21 protein-coding genes are annotated in these 22,254 nt (G+C 64.7%); 20 read left to right on the forward strand and 1 reads right to left on the reverse strand.

Features of this window, described 5'->3' with window-relative positions; translation table 11 throughout:
• Window positions 1–98 precede the first annotated feature (98 nt).
• The 7 genes from rimM (at window position 99) to H4P35_RS08715 (ending at window position 5,987) form a co-directional block, all read left to right on the forward strand.
• Window positions 99–716, forward strand: coding sequence for a ribosome maturation factor RimM (gene rimM / locus H4P35_RS08685; RefSeq protein WP_226848642.1), 618 nt, complete (start codon window positions 99–101; stop codon window positions 714–716).
• Entirely contained in the window at window positions 716–1,552 is an 837-nt protein-coding gene (gene trmD, locus H4P35_RS08690; protein ID WP_226848643.1) for a tRNA (guanosine(37)-N1)-methyltransferase TrmD, read from the forward strand. The genes rimM and trmD overlap by 1 nt, the downstream gene beginning before the upstream one ends.
• Before the next feature lie 109 nt (window positions 1,553–1,661).
• Window positions 1,662–2,333 carry a helix-turn-helix domain-containing protein gene (locus H4P35_RS08695; RefSeq protein WP_226848645.1) on the forward strand — a complete coding sequence of 224 codons (672 nt, stop codon included), beginning with the start codon at window positions 1,662–1,664 and terminating at the stop codon, window positions 2,331–2,333.
• A gap of 96 nt (window positions 2,334–2,429) precedes the next feature.
• Window positions 2,430–3,185, forward strand: coding sequence for an ABC transporter substrate-binding protein (locus H4P35_RS08700; protein ID WP_056315679.1), 756 nt, complete (start codon window positions 2,430–2,432; stop codon window positions 3,183–3,185).
• 121 nt (window positions 3,186–3,306) lie between these two features.
• Complete coding sequence (locus H4P35_RS08705) at window positions 3,307–3,960, forward strand: amino acid ABC transporter permease (RefSeq protein WP_062842033.1); 654 nt, start codon at window positions 3,307–3,309, stop codon at window positions 3,958–3,960.
• Window positions 3,957–4,688, forward strand: a complete 732-nt coding sequence (locus tag H4P35_RS08710; RefSeq protein ID WP_056315684.1) for an amino acid ABC transporter ATP-binding protein — start codon at window positions 3,957–3,959, stop codon at window positions 4,686–4,688. The genes H4P35_RS08705 and H4P35_RS08710 overlap by 4 nt, the downstream gene beginning before the upstream one ends.
• A 9-nt stretch (window positions 4,689–4,697) precedes the next feature.
• A complete protein-coding gene (locus tag H4P35_RS08715; protein WP_226848647.1) occupies window positions 4,698–5,987 on the forward strand; it encodes an FAD-binding oxidoreductase in 1,290 nt (429 codons plus the stop codon).
• Window positions 5,988–6,051: 64 nt separating this feature from the next.
• Here the strand turns inward: H4P35_RS08715 and H4P35_RS08720 are convergent, their stop codons facing one another.
• Window positions 6,052–8,946, reverse strand: coding sequence for a valine--tRNA ligase (locus H4P35_RS08720; RefSeq protein WP_226848649.1), 2,895 nt, complete (start codon window positions 8,944–8,946; stop codon window positions 6,052–6,054).
• Window positions 8,947–9,367: 421 nt separating this feature from the next.
• Here H4P35_RS08720 and ndk point away from each other — a divergent pair, with 421 nt between their 5' ends.
• The 13 genes from ndk to hflC all read left to right on the forward strand — a co-directional run bounded on the left by ndk (window position 9,368) and on the right by hflC (window position 22,154).
• Entirely contained in the window at window positions 9,368–9,793 is a 426-nt protein-coding gene (gene ndk / locus H4P35_RS08725) for a nucleoside-diphosphate kinase (RefSeq protein ID WP_056315689.1), read from the forward strand.
• A gap of 43 nt (window positions 9,794–9,836) precedes the next feature.
• A complete protein-coding gene (gene rlmN, locus H4P35_RS08730; protein ID WP_056315692.1) occupies window positions 9,837–10,991 on the forward strand; it encodes a 23S rRNA (adenine(2503)-C(2))-methyltransferase RlmN in 1,155 nt (384 codons plus the stop codon).
• Window positions 10,988–11,482 (forward strand): RodZ family helix-turn-helix domain-containing protein, encoded by a 495-nt coding sequence (locus tag H4P35_RS08735; protein ID WP_226848651.1) that lies wholly within the window; start codon window positions 10,988–10,990, stop codon window positions 11,480–11,482. Before rlmN ends, H4P35_RS08735 begins: the two co-directional genes overlap by 4 nt.
• Window positions 11,483–11,496: 14 nt before the next feature.
• Complete coding sequence (gene ispG / locus H4P35_RS08740; protein WP_062842031.1) at window positions 11,497–12,783, forward strand: flavodoxin-dependent (E)-4-hydroxy-3-methylbut-2-enyl-diphosphate synthase; 1,287 nt, start codon at window positions 11,497–11,499, stop codon at window positions 12,781–12,783.
• 54 nt (window positions 12,784–12,837) lie between these two features.
• The gene (hisS, locus tag H4P35_RS08745; protein ID WP_175157100.1) at window positions 12,838–14,124 is read left to right on the forward strand and encodes a histidine--tRNA ligase; all 1,287 of its coding nucleotides are present in this window, start codon (window positions 12,838–12,840) and stop codon (window positions 14,122–14,124) included.
• A 3-nt stretch (window positions 14,125–14,127) separates the two neighbouring features.
• Complete coding sequence (locus tag H4P35_RS08750; protein ID WP_056315703.1) at window positions 14,128–14,766, forward strand: tetratricopeptide repeat protein; 639 nt, start codon at window positions 14,128–14,130, stop codon at window positions 14,764–14,766.
• A gap of 5 nt (window positions 14,767–14,771) precedes the next feature.
• Complete coding sequence (bamB, locus tag H4P35_RS08755; RefSeq protein WP_226848653.1) at window positions 14,772–15,929, forward strand: outer membrane protein assembly factor BamB; 1,158 nt, start codon at window positions 14,772–14,774, stop codon at window positions 15,927–15,929.
• A gap of 25 nt (window positions 15,930–15,954) precedes the next feature.
• Window positions 15,955–17,307 carry a ribosome biogenesis GTPase Der gene (gene der / locus H4P35_RS08760; RefSeq protein WP_062842029.1) on the forward strand — a complete coding sequence of 451 codons (1,353 nt, stop codon included), beginning with the start codon at window positions 15,955–15,957 and terminating at the stop codon, window positions 17,305–17,307.
• A 3-nt stretch (window positions 17,308–17,310) separates the two neighbouring features.
• Window positions 17,311–18,384, forward strand: coding sequence for a histidinol-phosphate transaminase (gene hisC / locus H4P35_RS08765; protein ID WP_152383922.1), 1,074 nt, complete (start codon window positions 17,311–17,313; stop codon window positions 18,382–18,384).
• Window positions 18,385–18,541: 157 nt separating this feature from the next.
• The gene (hfq, locus tag H4P35_RS08770; RefSeq protein ID WP_006218585.1) at window positions 18,542–18,778 is read left to right on the forward strand and encodes an RNA chaperone Hfq; all 237 of its coding nucleotides are present in this window, start codon (window positions 18,542–18,544) and stop codon (window positions 18,776–18,778) included.
• Window positions 18,779–18,862: 84 nt separating this feature from the next.
• Window positions 18,863–19,969 (forward strand): GTPase HflX, encoded by a 1,107-nt coding sequence (gene hflX, locus H4P35_RS08775; RefSeq protein ID WP_062842027.1) that lies wholly within the window; start codon window positions 18,863–18,865, stop codon window positions 19,967–19,969.
• Window positions 19,935–21,233: an FtsH protease activity modulator HflK gene (hflK, locus tag H4P35_RS08780; protein ID WP_056315713.1), complete on the forward strand. Its 1,299-nt coding sequence runs from the start codon at window positions 19,935–19,937 to the stop codon at window positions 21,231–21,233. The genes hflX and hflK overlap by 35 nt, the downstream gene beginning before the upstream one ends.
• Window positions 21,234–21,251: 18 nt before the next feature.
• A complete protein-coding gene (hflC, locus tag H4P35_RS08785) occupies window positions 21,252–22,154 on the forward strand; it encodes a protease modulator HflC (protein ID WP_056315716.1) in 903 nt (300 codons plus the stop codon).
• Window positions 22,155–22,254 lie beyond the last annotated feature (100 nt).

Consider the following 22,254-nt stretch of genomic DNA (forward strand, 5'->3'; position numbering starts at 1 on the left):
TTCTGAGCGGCTAGTTTTTCCACGCTGAAAGCCCTGCGCTTGCAAGCTGACATTCCTAGCTGCTTCATCGCTATCCAAGCCGATAAAGAGCACGATAAATGCCTGATGCCGCAACCTCCAACGCGGCGCCTACGGATTTGGTCGAGCTGGGCCGCATTACTGCAGCCTACGGTGTGAAAGGCTGGGTTAAAGTGCAGCCGCATTCGGCCAACGCCGAAGTGCTGCTCTCAGCGTCTCAATGGTGGTTGACTCGCCCTGTGCCTGAATTGGCGCGGGGCGCTGTCGCGTCTGCGCCTGTCGCATTCAAGATCTTGCAAGCCCGTTCGCAGGGAGCCACCGTCGTGGCGCAACTGCAGGGCATCACGGATCGCGATCAGGCCGAAGCGCTGCGCGGACATTCCGTGCAAGCGCCGCGCGGTTCGTTTCCCGCGCCCGACGAAGACGAATACTACTGGGTCGATCTCATTGGTTGCGCGCTGTACTCCAGCGCCAGCGGCGAACCCACGCGAATCGGCGTGGTAAGCGAGGTCCTCGACAACGGCGCGCATGCCGTGTTGAAGGTCCTGCTGCAGAAGGGCGAGGGCGAGAGTCCCGAACCCGTCCTGGACGCCAAGGGCCGGCCGGCCGAAATGCTTGTTCCGTTCGTACGCGCGCACATCCATGCCGTCGATCTGGCCGCGCGCCGCATCGACAGCGACTGGCCCGCGGATTTTTGATGCGTATCGACGTCGTTACGCTATTTCCCGACATGTTCGGGGTGGTGCGCGACCTAGGGGTCACCGGCCGGGCCCATGCCCAAGGCCGGTGGCAACTGCATGCCTGGAATCCGCGCGATTTCACGCATGACGTCCATCGCACCGTCGACGACCGCCCCTACGGTGGCGGTCCCGGCATGGTCATGATGGCGGGGCCGCTGGAAGCCGCCGTCAACGCCGCCCAGCAGGCGCGCGCCGGACAGGGGCTTGGTCCCGCCCCGGTGGCGTTGCTGGCCCCGGTGGGCCGGCGCTATGACCAGGCTGGCGCCGAGGCATTGGCCGCCAGCGATGGCCTCATTCTCATTTGCGGACGCTACGAAGGCGTGGACCAGCGCTTCATCGATCGCTGCGTCACGCAAGAGATTTCGCTTGGCGACTTCGTCTTGTCCGGCGGTGAGATCGCGGCGCTCGCCGTGATCGATGCCGCGGTGCGCCTTTTGCCTGGCGTGCTCAACGATGGGGATTCCGCGCTGCAGGACTCCTTCAATGACACCATGTCCGGCCTGTTGGACAGCCCGCATTACACACGCCCCGAAGTGTACGAAGGCGAAGCGGTGCCGGCGGCCTTGTTGAGCGGTCATCACGCCAATATCGCGCGCTGGCGGCGCGAGCGTTCATTGTCATTGACCGCGGCGCGCCGGCCTGAGCTCATCGCGACCGCGCGCGAGAAAGGCTGGCTAAGCAAGCTTGACGAGCGATATCTGGCCGAGCTGGCCGGGACGCCGCTACCCGCCGAGCCGGGATCATCCCGGCGTCGCCGGCCGCGCAAGCCGTCCGATCCCTCTGGCGCCGCCTGACGGTCATCGCGGCCCATCCGCAACGCCCACAACGCTAGGGAAGGTCCTAGATTGTGGGCGTTTTCGCTGCTCCTTAGTATTGAAAATTACATGCACATGAAATTTTCATATGAGCCGCTCAGCCGCCGTTCGTCGTGCCAGTGCAGCACCGTCGTCACCCGCCCGGGCGGACAGGCCGGAGTCGGCCGTCGATCTATGGCTGGGCCAGCAACTGCGTCAGCTGCGCAAGCAGCATGGACGGTCGCTCGCTGACGTCGCCCAGGCTTGCGGCATGTCGCTGGGCCTTCTGAGCCAGATCGAAAGAGGGCTGAGCTCGGCCTCCGTCAAAGTCCTTCATCTCCTGGCGCGCGAGTTTCGCGTGTCGGTCAATGCCCTGCTGCGCAATGCCGAGCACACGGGCGGCGAGGAAGATGGGCGCGTGGCGCGCGCGGGCACGCATCGCTACATCGACCTCAAGGAAAAGGGCATCTGCAAAGAGATGTACACGCCCGCCGCCTGCCGCAGCATGGATCTGTGCCGCGCCTCCATCGCGCCCGGTGGCTCCACCGGCAGCGAGCTTTTTGTGACCGGGCAGGGCGAGCAGATCGGCGTGGTGATCAAGGGCGTGCTGGAGTTGTGGGTCGGCGACCGCGTCATCCGCCTGCAGGAGGGTGACAGCTTCTGCTATGCCAGCAGCACGCCGCGCCGCTGGTGCAATCCGGGGTCCCAGACGACCGAGGTCATCTGGGCCATCTCCAACATCACTCAAGCCGCGGAGGACGACACGTCACAAGCGCCCTGAGCGCGCAGCACCCATGCGGCGGCACGCGAGGGGAGCGGGCCGCCACCGGGCGCGCCAGGCGCGGCCCGGCCTTCTTTGCCACGATGAGGATATGTCATGAAATTCAAGACCCTGGTTGTCTCTGTATTCGCAGCATTGTCCATGGCGGCGGGCGCCCAAGCCCAGACGGTATTGAAGGTGGGATCCACGCCCACCGGCAGCCCTTTCACGTTTCTCGATACCAAGACGAACAGCATCGAGGGCGTGATGGTCGACATTGTGAAGGCGGTCGGCAAGGAGGCCGGATTCTCGGTGCAGATCGAGCCGATGGCGTTTTCCGCGCTGATCGGCTCGCTGACGTCCAAGCGCATCGATATCGTGTCGGCGGCAATGTTCATCACGCCTCAGCGCCAGCAGGTGGTGAGCTTCTCTGAGCCCGTCTATCGCTATGGCGAAGGCCTGATGGTGCTCAAGAGCGACAACAAGGAGTACAAGTCGTTCGCCGACATGAAGGGCATGACGGTAGGCGTGCAGGTGGGCACGGCCTTCGTCGAGCCCATCCAGAAGAGCGGCGTCTTCAAGGAGGTGAAGCTCTACGACAATCCGCCCGACATGATGCGCGACGCAAACGCCGGCCGGATCCAGGGCGGCTTCATGGACTATCCCATTGCCGCGTATGTGCTGTCGCAAGGCAACTACCCCAATCTGAAGATGGCGCAGTCCTACCAGCCCACGATCATGGGCAGCCTGGGGCTGGCCACGCGCAAGGAAGACACCGAGCTGCTTGATCGCATCAACAAGGCGCTGGCCAAGCTGAAGGCCGACGGCGCCATCGACGCCATCCTGAAGAAGTGGGGCCTGGGCGGCGCGTGAGGCCGGCCGGGCGTTCGTAGCGCAAGCATTCGTTAAAAATCCCGCCGGCGCGATCAAACCCGCCGGCGGACGCCGCGCATCCGGAGCGCGACGCGGGCAGTCTTCTGGGGGTGGTGGACGCATGATGCAATTCATGAAGGACGCGGCAGAGTTCATGCCGATACTGCTGGAGGGCGCCAAGCTCACGATCCTGGTCACGCTGGGCTCGCTGGCGCTGTCGACGGTGCTGGGGCTGGTCTGGGCCTTGATGCGGGTGTCGGGCAACAAATACCTGTCGGGCTTTAGCGCCGGCCTGGTCAATCTGCTGCGCGGCATTCCCATCATCGTGCTGCTCTTCTACATCTACTTCGTCATGCCGGACATGGGCGTGTCGCTGAGCGCGGTGCAGGCTGCGATCATCGGCCTGGGCGTCGCGTATTCGGCCTATCAGGCCGAGAACTTCCGAGCCGGCATCCAGGCGATCGACCGCGGCCAGATCGAGGCGGCCATGGCCATGGGCATGGGCTGGGGGCTGACGATGCGCCGCGTCGTGCTGCCGCAGGCCGTGAAGATCGTCCTGCCGCCTTACGGCAACATCATGATCATGATGCTCAAGGACTCGTCGCAGGCATCCACCATCACCGTTGCCGAACTGGCGCTGCAAGGAAAGCTCATCGCCGTGTCGACGTTCAAGAACGCCACGGTGTTCACGCTGGTCGCGTTGATGTACCTGGTGATGTGCGTGCCGCTCATCCTGCTGGTGCGGCATCTGGAAAAACGGAGCGCAACCAAATGATCAGCCTGCAAGGCGTGAGGAAAAGCTTTGGGCCGCTTGAAGTCCTCAAGGGCATCGACGCCGAGGTCGAGCAGGGCGAGGTCGTGTGTGTCGTGGGGCCATCCGGCTCGGGCAAATCGACCATCCTGCGGTGCATCAACGGACTGGAACGCTACAACGCCGGCCGTATCACAGTCGACGGCGAGCTGGTCGATTGCGATTCGCCTTCCATCGTGTCGATCCGCACGCAGGTGGCGATGGTGTTCCAGCGCTTCAACCTGTTTCCGCACCGCACGGCGCTGGAAAACGTCATCGAGGGCCCGATCTTCGTCAAGAAAGAGCCGCGCGCCCAGGCGGTGGAGCGCGGCCGCGAACTGCTGGCCAGCGTCGGCCTGGCGGACAAGGAAAACGCGCATCCCAACCAGTTGTCGGGCGGCCAGCAGCAACGCGTGGCGATTGCGCGCGCGCTGGCAATGAGACCGAAGGCGATCCTGTTCGACGAGCCCACCTCGGCGCTTGATCCCGAACTGGTCGGCGACGTGCTGGGCGTCATGCGCAAGCTGGCCGAGGCCGGCATGACGATGGTCGTCGTGACGCACGAAATGAGCTTTGCGCGCGAGGTCGCCGACCGCGTCATGTTCTTTGACGGCGGCGTCATGGTGGAGCAGGGCGCCGCCCGGGAAGTGCTGAATCATCCGCAGCATCCGCGCACGCAGGACTTCCTGCGGCGTGTGTTGCACCCCATGTAAGGACGCCCCATGCAGCCAACGCCGTTTCCGCTTTCCCCGTCACTATGGGCGGCCACCGCAGCGCCGCCGCCGCCCACCGGGCCGCTTGACGCGTCCACGCAGGCCGACGTCGCCGTGATTGGCGGCGGCTACGCCGGCCTGTCCACTGCGTTGCACCTGGCCGAGCGTGGCGTCAAGGTCGTGCTTCTGGAGGCGCGCGAGATCGGCTTTGGCGGCTCGGGCCGCAATGGCGGGCAGGTCATTCCGGGCTTGAAATACGACCCTGACGATCTGATTGCGATGTTCGGCCCCGAGCGCGGCGAGCGGTTGACACGGTTCGCCGGCGGGACGGCGGACGCGGTCTTTGATCTGATCGAGCGCCACGCGATGGACGTGCCGCGCGTGCGCAAGGGGTGGATCCAGGGCGCGCACACGCCCGACGCGCTGCGCGTCGCGCAAGGCCGCGCGGCGCAATGGGCGCGGCTGGGCGTGGACGCGCAACCGCTGGATCGGGCGCAGGTCGCCCGGCTTATCGGCACGGACAAGTATCTGGGCGGATGGGTGGACCGGCGGGCGGGCGCGGTGCAGCCGCTGAGCTACGCGCGCGGCCTGGCGCGCGCCGCGCTGAACGCGGGGGCGACCCTGCACACCGACACGCCCGTCACGGGCCTGGCGCGCGACGGCGGCAAGTGGACAGTGTCCACGGCGCGCGGGCCATCGGTCAGCGCCGATCGCGTGGTGATGTGCACCAACGCCTATGGCGGCGGCCTGTGGCCCGGCCTCAAGCCGTCCATCATCGACGCCAACACGTTTCAGGTGGCCACCGTGCCGCTGCCCGACCGCATCCGCGCCGGGATATTTCCCGAGGGCCACGTCACGTCCGACACGCGCAATCTGCTGCTGTACTTTCGTCTGGATCATCAGGGCCGCCTCTTGATGGGCGGCCGGGGTCCTTTTCGCGAGCCCAAGGGCGAGGCGGATTGGGCGCATCTGGAGCGCGTGATGGTCAAGATGTTCCCGCAGGTGGCCGGCACGCCGTTCGAGTTCCGCTGGTGCGGCAGGGTGGCCGTCACGCGCGACTATCTGCCGCATCTGCATGAACCGCAGCCCGGGCTGCTAGTGGACATCGGCTGCCAGGGCCGCGGCGTCGGCTTGCAGACCTGCATGGGGGCCGCAATGGCGCAGTACGTGGTCACGGGCGATGCCAATGCGCTGCCCGTGCCGCTGTCGGCCATCAAGCCGTTTCCGCTTTATCCGCTGCGCCGCCTGTACGTCAATGCGGTGGTCAGCTGGTACCGGATGACGGACGGCGGGGTCTGAATCCCGGCTGTCCCCAAACAAAAACCCCGGAACAATGTCCGGGGTTTCTGGGGCGGCGCGAGGATCAGTTGCCGAGCTTGGCGCGCTGCTCCTGCACCTTCTGCAGGGTTTCGCCGAACTGCGCCATGCGGGCCTTTTCCTGTTCCACGACGGCGGCGGGCGCGCGCTCGACGAAGCTGGCGTTGGACAGCTTGCCCTGGGCCTTGGCGATCTCGCCGGAGAGGCGGGCGATTTCCTTGTCCAGACGCACGCGCTCGGCGGCGACGTCGATCTCGACGTGCAGCATCAGGCGGCTGGCGCCGACGACCTGCACCGGCGCGCCCGCGTCGGGCAGCACGTCCAGCACGTCAACCTGGCTCAGCTTGGCCAGCGCGGCCAGGTAGGGCGCGTTGCGGGTCAGCATGGGCGCATCGCCCTGCGCGCACAGCGGCACCTTCTGGGCGGGCGACAGGCTCATCTCGCCGCGCAGGGCGCGCACGGCCTCGACTTGCGCCTTCAGTTCGGCCACATCGGCTTCGGCGGCGGCATCCACCGCGGCCGGATTGGCCTTGGGGAAGGGCTGCACGCTGACGCTGTCGGCCACGCCTTCCTTGCGCTTGCCGGCCACGACCGACACCTTCTGCCACAGCTCTTCCGTGATGAACGGAATGATCGGATGCGCCAGGCGCAGCACGCATTCCAGAACGCGGATCAGCGTGCGGCGGGTGCCAAGCTGCTGGGCCGGCGTGCCGGTCTGGATCTGCACCTTGGCCAGTTCCAGATACCAGTCGCAGTATTCGTCCCAGACGTAGCGGTAGATTGCGTTGGCGATGTTGTCGAAACGGTAGTCGGCAAACCCGCGCGCGACGTCGGCTTCCAGCGTCTGCATCTGGCTGACGATCCAGCGGTCGACGAAGGACAGCTCGCCTTCGTCCGGCACCGACAGGTCATGGCCTTCGGTGTTCATCAGCACGAAACGCGTGGCGTTCCAGAGCTTGTTGCAGAAATTGCGGTAACCCTCGCAACGCTTCAGGTCAAAGTTGATGTTGCGGCCCAGGGTGGCGTAGGCGGCCATCGTGAAGCGCAGCGCATCGGTGCCATAAGCAGGGATGCCGTCGGGGTACTGGCGGCGCGTGGCCTTTTCGATCGCGCCGGCCTGTTTCGGATTCATCAGGCCGTAGGTGCGCTTGGCCACCAGGCCGTCCAGGTCGATGCCGTCGATCAGGTCCACCGGGTCCAGCGTGTTGCCCTTGGACTTGCTCATCTTCTGGCCGTCGGCGTCGCGGATGAGGCCGTGCACGTAAACGTGCTTGAACGGGATCTGTCCGGTCAGGTGCGTGGTCAGCATGACCATGCGCGCCACCCAGAAGAAGATGATGTCAAACCCCGTGACCAGGACGCTGGAAGGCAGGTAGCGCTGCAGGTCCGGCGTGTTTTCCGGCCAGCCCAGCGTCGTGAAGGGCACGAGGCCCGACGAGAACCACGTGTCCAGGACGTCGGGATCGCGCGTGAGCGGGCCCGTGACGCCAGCGGCGCGCGCCTGCTCGATTGCGCCTGCTTCGTCGTGCGCCACGAACACCTGGCCGTCTTCCGAGTACCAGGCCGGAATCTGGTGACCCCACCACAGCTGGCGCGAAATGCACCAATCCTGGATGTTGTTGAGCCACTGGTTGTAGATGGTGGTCCAGTTGTCCGGATAGAACTGGATGCGCCCGTCGGCCACGACTTCCAGCGCGACCTCGGTGATGCTCTTGCCCGGGTTCAGCGTGCCTTCGGGCGCGGGCTTGCTCATGGCGACGAACCACTGGTCGGTCAGCATCGGCTCAAGCACGACGCCGGTGCGGTCGCCCTTGGGCTGCATCATCTTGTGCGGCTCGACCTTGACCAGATAGCCCTCGGCTTCCAGCTGCGCAACGACCGCCTTGCGGGCCTCGTAGCGTTCCATGCCCTGGAACTGCTTGGGACCGTTTTCGTTGATGTGCGCGTCCAGCGTGAAGATCACGATCAGCGGCAGATCGTGGCGCATCGCGCAGGCGTAGTCGTTGAAGTCATGGGCGCCCGTGATCTTCACGCAGCCCGTGCCGAATTCAGGGTCGACGAAATCGTCGGCAATGATGGGAATGTTGCGGTCGCAAAGCGGCAGCTCGACTTGCTTGCCCACCAGATGCTTGTAGCGGGGATCGTCGGGATGCACGCACAGCGCGCCGTCGGCCAGCATGGTTTCCGGGCGCGTCGTGGCGATGGTCATGCCGCGCAGGGTGACGGTCTGGCCGTCCTTGTCGACGATGGTCTGCGGACCGTCGACGAACGGGTAGAGGATGTGCCACATGTGGCCATCGGTCTCTTCGGACTGCACTTCCAGGTCGGACACGGCCGTGAGCAGCTTGGGATCCCAATTGACCAGGCGCTTGCCGCGGTAGATCAGCCCCTGTTTATGCAGCCGGACAAACGTTTCCACCACGCCGCGCGACATGCGGTCGTCCATGGTGAAGTATTCGCGCGGCCAGTCGGCCGAGGCGCCCAGGCGGCGCACCTGTCCGGTGATGGCGCTGCCGGACTTCTCCTTCCATTCCCACACCTTCTCGACGAACTTCTCGCGGCCCAGGTCGTGGCGCGAAACCTTTTGCGCGTCGAGCTGTCTTTCAACGACGATCTGCGTGGCGATGCCGGCGTGGTCGGTGCCGGGAATGAACACGGTGTCGTCGCCCGACATACGGTGGTAGCGCACCAGGCCGTCCATGATGGTCTGGTTGAACGCGTGGCCCATGTGCAGGGTGCCGGTCACGTTGGGCGGCGGGAACTGGATGACGTAGGGCTGGCTTTCCGTCCCCGTTTTCACGTGCTGGCCCGCGGCGAAGTAGCCGCGCTTGTCCCATTCGGCATACCAGCGGGATTCCAGTTCGGAGGGTTCGAAGCTCTTGGAGAGTTCCGGGGTTTCGCCGGCGATGGGCGCGGCGTTCGGGGGAGCAGCTTGAGTCATTACTAAGTTCCGGCAGACAGGGGCGCCCGGGTAGGAAGCGGGCAGCAAACCGCTCATTTTAAGATGTAATGCGGTCTTCTCAGCGTGTTAGAATACCGGGTTACTGTAAACCTTTTAGAAGTCCCTGAATTCATTGAGGATTCCTTCGGAAATGCGTGCTGAATCATTGGATTGGCGCGCAGCCGGAATCCCGCTGGCATTCCAGGATGCGTCCGACAGGTCGGCAGTGTCGAATCCTGTCTTGGTCGGTGGTTCAGGGTGGCCCGAGACACCCATTCGTTTCGGATCTCCTGCGTGCCAACGGCGCGATGGCGCTGGATGTGGCACCCAAGGGTGGCACCCCAGCGTGGCATCGGCAAGCACAGAGCCCCACCAGGCAATTAACTAGAAACCCGTCAGAAATCAGTTTTCGGAGTCCTTTATGTCCATTCAACGCACCCTCTCGATCATCAAGCCCGACGCCGTCGCCAAGAACGTGATCGGCCAGATCGTCGCCCGTTTCGAGCAAGCCGGCCTGAAGGTCATCGCCGCCCGCCTGACCCAACTGTCGCGCGCCGACGCCGAGCGTTTCTACGCTGTGCACGCCGCCCGTCCCTTCTTCAAGGACCTGGTCGACTTCATGGTCTCGGGCCCCGTGTTCGTGCAAGTCCTGGAAGGCGAAGACGCCATCCAGAAGAACCGCGACCTGATGGGCGCCACGGACCCCAAGAAGGCTGAAGCCGGCACCATCCGCGCCGACTTCGCCGACAGCATCGACGCCAACGCCGTCCACGGCTCCGACGCGCCGGAAACGGCCGCTGTCGAAGTGGCTTTCTTCTTCCCCGAAATCAACATCCACAGCCGTTAATTTTTGGCTTAAGTTGTTGAAAGCGCTTTAGTTTTACCTGGTTATGGAATCCGTCGAACGAATCAATCTGCTGGGGCTGGACGGCTCCGCCCTGTCCGAACTGGTCGGGCAGTGGGGCGGCAAGCCGTTTCGCGCCCGCCAGCTGCAGCGCTGGATGCACCAGCGCGGCGCCGATTCGTTCGACGCCATGACCGACCTGGCCCGCGATTTCCGCAGCCAGCTTGCCACGCATTGCCGCATCGAGGCATTGCCCGTCAACATCGAGCAACGCTCGACCGACGGCACCCGCAAGTGGCTGTTCGATGTGGGGCAGGGCAACGCCATCGAAACCGTCTTCATCCCCGAAGACGACCGTGGCACGCTGTGCATCTCCAGCCAGGCTGGCTGCGTGGTGAACTGCCGTTTCTGCTCGACAGGGCACCAGGGCTTCAACCGCAACCTGAAGACCAGCGAAATCATCGGTCAGCTGTGGTGGGCCAAGCGCGTGCTAGAGGCCGACATCGGCACGGCACGCCTTGAAAGCGCCCGCGCCACTGAAGACACCCGCGTCATCAGCAACGTCGTCATGATGGGCATGGGCGAACCCCTGCTCAATTACGACCAGGTCCTGCCCGCGCTGCGCCTGATGCTCGACGACAACGCGTACGGCCTGTCGCGCCGCCGCGTCACGGTGTCCACGTCTGGCGTCGTGCCCATGATGGACCGCCTGTCGCAAGACTGTCCCGTGGCGCTGGCCGTGTCGCTGCACGCGCCCAACGACGCGCTGCGCGACGAGCTCGTGCCGCTGAACAAGAAGTACCCGCTGAAGGAGCTGCTGGCCGCCTGCGAACGCTATCTGGCGTTTGCGCCCCGCGACTTCATCACGTTCGAATACTGCATGCTGGACGGCATCAACGACACCGACCAGCACGCCAAGGAATTGATCCACATTGCACGCCAGGTGCGCTGCAAGCTGAACCTCATCCCGTTCAACCCATTCCCCGCCTCCGGCCTGAAGCGATCGGCCTCGGCGCGGGTGAAGGTGTTTGCCCAGCGTCTAATGGACGCCGGCATCATCACCACGGTCCGCAAGACCCGGGGCGACGATATCGATGCGGCTTGCGGCCAACTGGCCGGAGAGGTGCGGGACCGCACTCGGATCACCGAGCGCAATGCCGCCCAGCGCCAGACCATACCAATTAAACAGGTGCACGCATGACGCAGGATTTCGCTTCTGCAGTTTCCGACTCGTCCGCCGGCGCGGTGGGCAGCGTGGGCGCCGCCTTGCGCGGTTTGCGCCTGGCCAAGGGCTGGTCGCTCGACGAAGTCTCCAGCCGCATCAAGTTTTCCCCCAAGCAGATCGAAGCCCTTGAAAACGAGCAGTGGGACAACCTGCCCACCGGCGTTTCCTTGCGCGGCCTCGTGCGCAACTATGCGCGGCTGCTTGGCGCCGATGCCCAGGCCATCGTCGACTCGCTTGATCCCAAGGCCCGCGCCACCGGCCCGGCCAAGCTCAGCCCCAGCTCGCTGCATTCCGCGCATTCCATTCCCCAATCCAGCGCCGACGACGACCGCTCGTCCACGTCGTCGTGGGGCTGGCTGATCGCCATCGTGCTGGTGCTTGCCGCTGGCGTGGCGTATGCCTTCTGGCAAGGTTGGCTGCCGCAGCAGTGGCTGCCCGCCGACTGGCTGCCGAAGCCGACCAAGTAACCCGGTTCCAACCGATGCAAGATTCTTCTCTGCCTTGCCAGGACGCGCCGCCTCCCTCGGTGGGAGCCGCAGCGCGCCGCGCCACGCGTTCCGTCGCGGTGAAGTGGGGCGATCGTGTCGTGACGGTGGGCGGAGACGCCCCGGTCGTGGTTCAGTCCATGACCAACACCGACACCGCGGACGCCATCGCCACCGCGATCCAGGTCAAGGAGCTGGCGCAGGCCGGCTCCGAGCTCGTGCGCATCACCGTGAACACGCCCGAGGCCGCCCGCGAGGTCGTCGCCATCCGCGAGCAGCTCGACCGCATGGGCGTGAACGTGCCGCTGGTGGGAGACTTCCACTACAACGGCCACAAGCTGCTGACGCAGTTCCCGGAATGCGCCCAGGCGCTGTCCAAATACCGCATCAACCCCGGCAACATGGGGGGCGGCAAGCGCCGCGACGACAACTTCGCGCAAATGATCGAAGTCGCCTGCCGCTATGACAAGCCCGTGCGCATCGGCGTCAACTGGGGCAGCCTCGACCACGAGCTCATGGCGCGCAAGATGGACGAAAACAGCCGCCGCGCCCAGCCCTGGGAAGCGCAGGCCGTCATGCGCGACGCGCTGGTCGTCTCGGCCATCAGCAATGCCCAGCGCGCCGAGGAACTCGGCCTGCGGCGCGACGCCATCATCCTGTCGTGCAAGGTCAGCCACGTGCAGGATCTCATCGCCGTCTACCGCGATTTGTCCGCCCGCTGCGACTACCCCTTGCATCTGGGCCTGACCGAAGCCGGCATGGGCAGCAAGGGCATCGTGGCTTCGACCGCGGCGCTTGCCGTGCTGCTGCAGCAGGGCATCGGCGACACCATCCGCATTTCGCTCACCCCCGAACCGGGCGGAGAGCGCAGCCGCGAGGCCATCGTTGCGCAGGAAATCCTGCAGACCATGGGACTGCGCGCATTCACGCCCATGGTCGTCGCCTGCCCCGGTTGCGGCCGCACCAGCAGCACGTTCTTCCAGGAACTTGCCGACAGCATCCAGTCGTTCCTGCGCCGGCAGATGCCGGTGTGGCGCACGCAGTATCCCGGCGTCGAATCGATGAACGTCGCGGTGATGGGCTGTGTAGTCAATGGGCCGGGCGAAAGCCGTCATGCCGACATCGGCATCAGCCTGCCGGGTACCGGCGAAGTGCCGGCCGCGCCGGTGTTCGTCGACGGCGAGCGCACGGTGACGCTCAAGGGCGACCATATCGCCGAAGAGTTCCAGGCCATCGTTGAAGAATACGTTGCGCGCCGGTATGGCGCGCTCGCCTCTCACTAAAGTAAGGGTGTAGCCATTGGCGCGCTTCTCGGGCGCGCCGACGGCATGATCAAGATGACTCAAGCTTTCCAGAAAGTCGCCGCCATCCGCGGCATGAATGACCTGTTGCCGGGGGCAAGCGCCCGCTGGGAGCAATTCGAGGAAATCGTGCGCGGCTGGCTGCGCGGCTATGGCTACCGCAATGTGCGTACGCCCGTGCTTGAGCATACGCGCCTGTTTGCACGCGGCATCGGCGAAGTCACCGACATCGTCGAAAAAGAGATGTACACGTTTACCGACGCGCTCAACGGCGAATCGCTCACGATGCGCCCCGAGATGACAGCCGGGATCGTGCGTGCCTCGATCGAACACAACCTGCTCTACGATCGCCCGCAACGCGTCTACTCCATCGGTCCCGTCTTCCGTCACGAGCGCCCGCAGCGCGGCCGCTACCGCCAGTTCCACCAGATCGACGTCGAAGCGTTGGGCTTTGCCGGTCCCGATGTGGACGCGGAACTCATCGTCATGCTGGGCCGCCTCTGGAAGCTGCTGGGCCTGAAGGACGTGCGCCTTGAACTGAATTCGCTAGGCCAGCCGGCCGAGCGCGCCGCGCACCGCGCCGCCCTGATCCAGCATCTTGAAAAGCACCGCGACATCCTCGACGAAGACGGCCAGCGCCGCATGTACAGCAATCCGCTGCGCGTGCTAGACACGAAGAACCCCGCCATGCAGGAAATGGCCGACAGCGCGCCGCGCCTGTTCGACTTCCTGGGCGAAGAGTCCCGCGCGCACTTTGAAGGCGTGTGCCAGCGCCTGACCGACGCCGGCATCGAATACCGCTTGAATCCCCGTCTGGTCCGCGGCCTGGACTACTACAACCTGACCGTCTTCGAATGGGTCACGGACCGCCTGGGTTCCCAGGGCACGGTCTGCGGCGGCGGCCGCTACGACGGCCTGGTCGAACTGCTGGGCGGCAAGCCGGCGCCTGCCGTGGGCTTTGCCATCGGCATGGAGCGCCTGCTCGACCTGTGGGAGCAAAGCGTCGAAATCGCCGCGCCGGCCGAGTGCGACGTGTACGTCGTGCACCAGGGCGAGGACGCGCAGCGCCTGGCCGCGCGCGTCGGCGAAGACCTGCGTGACGCGGGCCTGTCGGTCATCGTGCATGCCGGATCGGCTGGCTTCAAGTCCCAATTCAAGCGCGCGGACGCCAGCGGCGCCCGCGTTGCGGTTATCCTTGGCGCCGACGAAGTGGCGTCGCAGACCGCCAGCGTCAAGTTCCTGCGCGCAGAAGGGCAGGGCGACTCGGCGCAGCAACAGGTTCCGCTGGCGAAGCTGGCCGACGCATTGAACAACAAGGGTTAACGCATGGCATACGATCTTGAAGAACAGGAAAAACTCGACGCTATCAAGGCGTGGTGGGCCCGCTATGGCACGCTTCTGCTGACGCTGGCGACGGCAGTGCTCCTGGCCTGGGGCGGCTGGTGGGGCTGGAAGGCGTACGAATCGCACCAGGCCAACCAGGCAATGGGCTACTTCGAAGCGCTGGAAGACGCGGCCCGCCTGGGTGGCGCCGATTCCTCGGTGCGTATCAAGACCGCAGCCTCGACGCTGCGCGAAAAGTATCCCAACACCGGCTACGCCGCGCGTGGCGCTCTGGTGGCCGCGCAGGCCCTGCAGGCGCAGAAGGATGACGCCGGCGCCCGCGAACAGCTCGAATGGCTGGCCGGTCAGAACAAGAACCCCTCCATGCAAGCCGTGGCGCGCCTGCGCCTGGCCGGCATGATGCTGGACCAGAAGCAATACGACGCCGCGCTGGCGCAGCTGAACAATCCGCCGGCCGCCTTCGCCGCCTTGTTCGCTGACCGCCGCGGCGACGTGCTGGCTGCGCAAGGCAAGCGCGAGGAAGCGCGCGCGGCCTGGCAGAGCGCCATCGATGGCCTGGGTGCGGCCAATCCCTTGACCCAGGTTGTGCAACTGAAACTGGATGCCTTGAGCGGAGCGTGACTGTAATGCGTAAATTTGCACCTGGCCGTACGTGGCGCGGCGCCGTCCTCTTGGCGAGCCTGCTTGCCCTGGGCGGATGTGGCTTGTTCTCCCATGACGACGGCCGTTACGATCCGGCGCCCCTGACCGAATACAAGGCCGGCATGTCCGTGCGCCAGGTCTGGTCCACGTCCATCGGCAGCGGCTCGGGCCTGGGCTTCGCGCCCACCGTGCTGGGCGATGCCATCTACGCCGCCACGCCCGACGGCTCCGTCGGCAAGTTCGACCTGCAAAGCGGCCGCGTCATCTGGAAGGCCAAGGCCGAGGGCAAGCTGTCGGCGGGCGCCGGCAGCGACGGCACCACCACTGCGGTCGCTTCGCCCAACGGCGACGTCATCGCCTTTGACGGCACCGGCAAGGTAAAGTGGAAGGTCCGCGCCACCAGCGACGTCACGATTCCGCCGGTCGTCGGCTACGGCATCGTCGTCGTGCGCAGCGGCGACTACCGCATCCAGGCTTTCGACGCGAACAGCGGCGAGCGCGTCTGGAGCGTGCAGCGTCCCGGCCCGTCGCTCGCCTTGCGCAGCGTCTCGCAAATGGTCCTGGCCGAAGGCCTCGTCATCACGGGCCTGCCCGGCGGCAAGATCATGGCCATCGCCTCCAATAGCGGCAACGTGCAATGGGAAGGCACCGTGGCCACGCCGCGCGGCGCCAGCGACCTGGAGCGTCTGACCGACGTGGTGGGCGCGCCCCGGATCGCGGGCAACCTGCTGTGCGCGGTTGCTTATCAGGGACGCATCGTCTGCTTTGACGTCACCGCCGGTGGCCGTCCGCTCTGGACCAAGGATTTCTCCAGCGTCAGTGGCCTCACGCTCGATGACCGCTTCGCTTATGCCGCCGACCAGAACAGCGTGGTCAACGCGTTTGCGCTCGATAACGGCGGCAATGTCTGGAAACAGAGCGCTCTGAAGAACCGCCAGCTCACGGCTCCGGCTATGCTTGGGGGAGCGCTCGCTGTCGGCGATCTGGATGGTTACGTGCATTTCCTGTCGCGCAGCGATGGCAGCCTGATGGCGCGCCTGTCGGTGGGCGGCGGCGCAGTCGTGTCACCGCCGCAGACGACGCCCCAAGGTGTGCTGGTCCAGACGGGCAATGGCAATCTCGTCATGATCGGCGCCAACTGAAACTTATAAAACAAAGCCTTTTACCGTGTCTTTCAAGCCTGTCGTTGCCCTGGTCGGCCGCCCCAATGTGGGGAAATCGACCCTTTTCAACCGCCTGACGCGATCGCGCGCCGCGCTGGTGGCCGATTATTCCGGCCTGACCCGCGATCGCCATTACGGCGAGGGCAGGGTGGGCGATATTCCGTTCATCGCCATCGATACCGGCGGCTTCGAGCCCGTGGCCAAGGACGGCATCCTGCTGGAAATGGCCCGGCAGACCCGCCAGGCCATCGCCGAGGCGGACGTCGTCGTGTTTCTGGTGGATGCGCGCTCTGGCATCAATGCGCACGATCACGAGATCGCGCAACTGCTGCGCAAGTCCGGCCAGCAGCGCGTGCTGCTGGCGGTGAACAAGGCCGAAGGCATGGGCTTAGGCCCCGCCATCGCCGAATTCCATGAACTTGGCCTGGGCCAGCCGTATCCCATTTCGGCGGCGCACGGCGACGGCATCGTGGATCTCATCGAGCTGGCGCTCAAGGATCTGGCCGAGCCGCCCGTCGAAGAAGAACCGGTCGAAGAAGGCGAGCACGATCACCGCATCAAGCTGGCGATCGTGGGCCGCCCCAACGTAGGCAAGTCCACGCTCATCAATACGCTCATGGGCGAAGAGCGCGTGATCGCGTTCGACATGCCGGGCACGACGCGCGACGCCATCGAAATCGATTTCGAGCGCGACGGGCGCCGCTACACGCTGATCGACACGGCCGGGCTGCGCAAGCGCGGCAAGGTGTTCGAGGCAGTCGAAAAGTTCTCCGTCATCAAGACCTTGCAGGCCATCGAGGCCAGCAACGTCGTGCTGCTCATGCTCGACGCGCAAACCGAAATCTCCGAGCAGGACGCGCACATCGCCGGGTTCGTGCTGGAAACCGGCCGAGCCGTGGTCGTGGCCGTCAACAAGTGGGACGGCCTGGACGGCGAAGAAAAGGAACGCATTGAGCGCGAGTTCAACCGCAAGCTGCGCTTCCTGTCGTTCGCGCGCGTGCACACGATCTCGGCGCTGCGCGGGCAGGGCATCAAGCCCCTGCTCAAGTCCATCAATGCCGCCCATGCCGCGGCCTTTGCCAAACTGTCCACGCCCAAGCTCACGCGCGAGCTGCAGGCCGCTGTCGAACAGCAGCCGCCTCCGCGCAAGGGCATCTTCCGTCCCAAGATGCGCTACGCGCACCAGGGCGGACAGAACCCGCCGCTGGTCGTCATTCACGGCAACGCGCTGGACGCCATTCCCGATTCGTACCGCCGCTACCTCGAAACGCGTTTCCGCAATGCATTCGACTTGGCCGGCACGCCGCTGCGTATCGAATTCAAGTCCTCGCACAACCCTTACGCGCAGGAAAGCTGATCCATGAGCCGCTTCTGGAGTCCCGTTGTCGGGACGCTCAGTCCCTATGTGCCGGGCGAGCAGCCCAAGCTTCAGAATCTGGTCAAGCTGAACACCAACGAGCACCCTTACGGGCCGTCGCCCAAGGTGCTCGATGCGATCCGCGCCGCTTGCGACGATACGCTCAAGCTCTATCCGGACCCTTCCTCGGACCGCCTGCGCGAGGCCATCGCCGCCGCGGTCGGCGCGCAGCCGCAGCAGGTGTTCGTGGGCAATGGGTCGGACGAGGTCCTGGCGCATGCGTTTCTGGCCCTGCTCAAGCATGATCGCCCGCTGCGCTTTCCGGACATCACGTACAGCTTCTATCCCGTGTACTGCGGCCTGTACGGCATCGAATTCGAAACGATGCCGCTCACCGCGGACTTTTGCATCGACGTCGAAGACTACCTGCCGGCGCGCCACGGTCAGGCGGGCGCCATCATCTTCCCGAATCCCAACGCGCCCACCGGCCGGGCGCTCAGCGCCGCCGAGGTCGAGCGCATCGTCGCCGGCAATCCGGACACGGTCGTTGTCGTGGACGAGGCGTATGTGGATTTCGGCGCCGAATCGGTGATCCCGCTGGTCTCGCGCTACGACAACCTGCTGGTGGTGCAGACCCTTTCAAAGTCGCGTTCGCTTGCGGGCCTGCGGGTAGGCTTTGCCGTGGGCAGCGCCGCGCTGATCGATGGGCTTGAGCGGGTAAAGAACAGTTTCAACTCCTACCCCATCGATCGTTTGGCATCCGCCGGTGCAGTAGCGGCGCTGGAAGATACGGAGTACTTTGAGCAGACCCGCAAAGCCGTGATCGACACGCGGTCCCGCATGACCGCAGGGTTGCAGGCGCTGGGCTTCGAGGTGCTTCCTTCAGCGGCGAACTTCGTGTTCGCGCGCCATCAGTCAAAGGACGCCGCGACGCTTGCCGCCGCCCTGCGCGAGCGCAGCATCATCGTGCGTCATTTCCGTCATGCACGGATCGATCAATTCCTGCGCATCACGGTGGGTACCGAAGCCCAGTGCGATCTGCTTCTGCAAGCGCTCCAGAGCATCCTGAAGGCGTGATTTTCAGAGGCATTTCAGCTGGAAAACTCTGGTCTCATTTTTGCTTCCCGGCCAAGTAGCACGGGCCGGGAAAACCCTGTAGAGTACGTGTTTCGGCGTGCACCACCAGTACAAAAAGCGCGTCATTACTCAATAACAAACAAATGGAGCCTGGCCAATGAGCAATAAAGGGCAAACTCTGCAAGATCCGTTCCTCAACACGCTGCGCAAGGATCATGTGCCCGTGTCGATCTACCTCGTGAACGGCATCAAGCTTCAAGGGCAAATCGAATCCTTCGACCAATACGTGGTGCTGCTGCGCAATACGGTCACCCAAATGGTTTACAAGCACGCCATTTCCACCGTCGTTCCCGCGCGCGCCGTCAACTTTCAAGTGGAAGTCCCTGCTGAGTAATCTCGCTCCAGCTTTACCTTTTATTGCCCGCCAGACGGTTCTCGTCGGCGGGCATTTTCGCTTTGGCTCGAATATGGTGCATGTATGCGCGCTCTGATCATCAGCGTGGATCTCGGTGATCCGGACTTCACGGCACACGCCGAGGAATTTGCCATGCTGGCCAAGGGCGCGGGCGCCGAAATCGTCGGCACCCTGACGGCCCGCCGCGATCGTCCCGACGCCAAGTTCTTCATCGGCTCCGGCAAGGCCGACGAGGGCGTCGCGATGGCGCAGGCGCTGCTTGCCGACATCATCCTTTTCGACCAGCCGCTTTCGCCAGCCCAGCAGCGCAACCTCGAACGCGCCTTCAACCTGCGCGTCGTGGATCGCGTTGCGCTCATCCTGGACATCTTCGCGCTGCGCGCAAAGAGCCACGAAGGCAAGCTGCAGGTCGAACTGGCCCAGCTTCAGCATCTGGCTACGCGCCTGACGCGCATGTGGAGTCACCTGGAACGGCAGCGCGGCGGCATCGGGATGCGCGGGCCAGGTGAATCCCAGCTTGAAATGGACCGCCGCATGATCGGCGCCAAGGTCAAGACGCTGCGTGAACGGCTCGACAAGGTCGAACGCCAGCGCATCACCCAGCGGCGCGCCCGCGCGCGGGGCGGTGCGTTGTCGGTGTCGCTGGTGGGTTACACCAACGCCGGCAAGTCGACGCTGTTTAACGCGCTGACCCGCGCGGACGCCTACGCGGCCGACCAGTTGTTCGCCACGCTGGACACGACGACCCGCCGCATCTGGATCGAAGGCGCCGGATCGGTGGTGGTGTCGGACACCGTGGGCTTCATCCGCGACCTGCCGCATAACCTGATTGCCGCCTTCCGCGCCACGCTCGAAGAAACCGTGCACGCGGATCTGCTCCTGCATGTGGTGGACTCGGCCAGCCCGCAGCGGGATGAGCAGATTTTCGAAGTCAACAAGGTCCTCGCCGAAATAGGCGCTGCCGCGATTCCAACCATTCTGGTATACAACAAGATCGACCGGGCGGGCCTGGACCCGCGGGTGGAGCGCGATGCACATGGTACGATTGCGCGAGTATTTGTAAGCGCCACCGAGCGCGCCGGTTTGGATGCGTTGCGCGGGGCAATTGCGGAAACCGGACAGATTGTGGGAAACAATGCCGCGAATTATCAAACTCTTCAATCTGAATGACCCCGGCTGGGGTCGCGGAAACAACAATGGCTCCGAGCCGCCGCCCAAGCGGCCCCAAGGCAATGGAGACGGCCCTCCCGACCTGGACGAGGTCTGGCGCGATTTCAATAATCGCATCGGGAACCTGTTCGGGCGCAAAGGCGGGGGCGGCAACAACCGGCCCGGCAATCGTGGTGGCATGACGCCGCCATCCCCGCGGGGCACACGCATCGGCCTGGGCGTCATTGCCCTGGTTGCGGCAGGCATCTGGCTGGCCAGCGGCTTCTACATCGTGCAAGAAGGCCAGGTCGCGGTCGTGACCCAGTTCGGCAAGTACAAGAGCACGTCGCAAGCCGGTTTCCAGTGGCGCCTGCCTTATCCCATTCAAAGCCATGAAATCGTCAACGTGTCGCAACTGCGCACGTTCGAAGTCGGTTTCCGTGGCGGCGCGCGCAACAAGGTCCTGCCCGAAGCGCTGATGCTCACGACGGACGAGAACATCGTCGATATGCAGTTCGTCGTCCAGTACCGCCTGCGTGCGGACGGCGCGCCCGACTATCTCTTCAAGACGCGCGACCCGGACGAATCCGTGCGCCAGGCGTCGGAAACCGCCATGCGCGAAGTCGTGGGCAAGCAGTCGATGGACTTCGTGCTGTACGAAGGCCGTACGACGGTGGCCTCGCAGGTTCAGGCGCTGATGCAGCAGATCCTCGACCGCTACAAGACGGGTGTGCAGGTCAGCACCGTCGCCATCCAGAACGTGCAGCCGCCCGAGCAGGTCCAGGCCGCGTTCGACGACGCCGTGAAGGCCGGCCAGGATCGCGAGCGCCAGATCAACGAAGGTCAGGCCTACGCCAACCAGGTCGTGCCGCTGGCCAGTGGTCAGGCTTCGCGCATGACGGAGCAGGCCGAAGGCTACAAGGCCAAGGTCGTGGGCGATGCGCAAGGTAATACCTCGCGCTTTACCAGCATCCTGGGCGAATACGAAAAGTCTCCCCAAGTCATGCGCCAGCGCATGTACCTGGAAAGCATGCAGGACATCTTCACCCGCGCCAGCAAGGTCATGGTCGACACCAAGAGCAACAACAACATGTTGTATCTGCCCTTGGACAAGATCATGCATCTCGCCGCTCAGGACGCAGGCAAGTCGAATATCGGCAGCTCCGGCTCGCCGGTGGCCAACCCGCCTGTCCAGCAGCCTTCGCGCGGTTCGGCCGCGCCGGTGCCGCAGCCTTCCGGCAGCAGCAATAGCAACACGCTGCCCCGCGACCGTATGTCGCGCTAATCCGGAGGAGTCCTGAACATGAATCGTCTTATGCCCATCCTGGTCGGCCTGCTCATCGTGCTGGCCCTCCTTTCCTCCAGCGTTTTCGTGGTCCGCGAGCGCGACTATGCCCTGGTGTTCTCGCTGGGTGAGGTCCGCCGCGTCATCAGTGAACCTGGCCTGTACTTCAAGGTTCCGCCGCCTTTCCAGAATGTCGTCACGCTCGACAAGCGCATTCTGACCATCGAAACCAACGAAGCCGAGCGCATCCAGACTTCCGAAAAGAAGAACCTGCTGATCGACTCGTACGTCAAGTGGCGCATTGCGGATCCCCGTCTGTTCTACGTGACGTTCGGCGGCAACGAGCGTGCGGCGCAAGAGCGTCTGCAAGCCCAGATCCGCGACGCCCTGAACGCATCGGTCAACGTGCGTACGGTGCGCGACGTGGTCTCGACCGAACGCGACAAGATCATGACGGAAATCCTGGACAACGTCGCCAAGCGCGCCGAGCCGCTGGGCGTGCAGATCGTTGACGTGCGTCTGCGCCGCATCGAGTTCGCGCCGGAAATTTCCGAGTCGGTGTACCGCCGCATGGAAGCCGAGCGTACCCGCGTGGCGAACGAACTGCGCTCGATCGGCGCCGCCGAAGGCGAGAAGATCCGCGCCGAGGCCGACCGCCAGCGTGAGGTCATCGTGGCTCAGGCGTACGCCAAGGCCCAGGGCATCATGGGTGAGGGCGACGCCGCCGCGGCAGCCATCTACGCCCAGGCTTATGGCAAGAATCCGGACTTCTATACGTACTACAAGAGCCTGGAAGCCTATCGCGCCTCGTTCTCCAAGCCGGGCGACGTGCTGGTGGTGGACCCCAGCTCCAGCTTCTTCCAGTTCATGAAGGATCCGGCGGGCGCCGCGCTGGCTCCGGTCACCGTGCCGGCCAAGTAACCGGCAGCAGTCGGTACGAACGAAAAAGCCCCTCGGGTACCCGAGGGGCTTTTCTGCTTCTGGCGGGATGCTCCCTTACGGGTATCGGGGACGCCGCGGG

This window comes from Achromobacter sp. 77 (assembly GCF_020541125.1).
GTDB lineage: Bacteria > Pseudomonadota > Gammaproteobacteria > Burkholderiales > Burkholderiaceae_B > Achromobacter > Achromobacter mucicolens.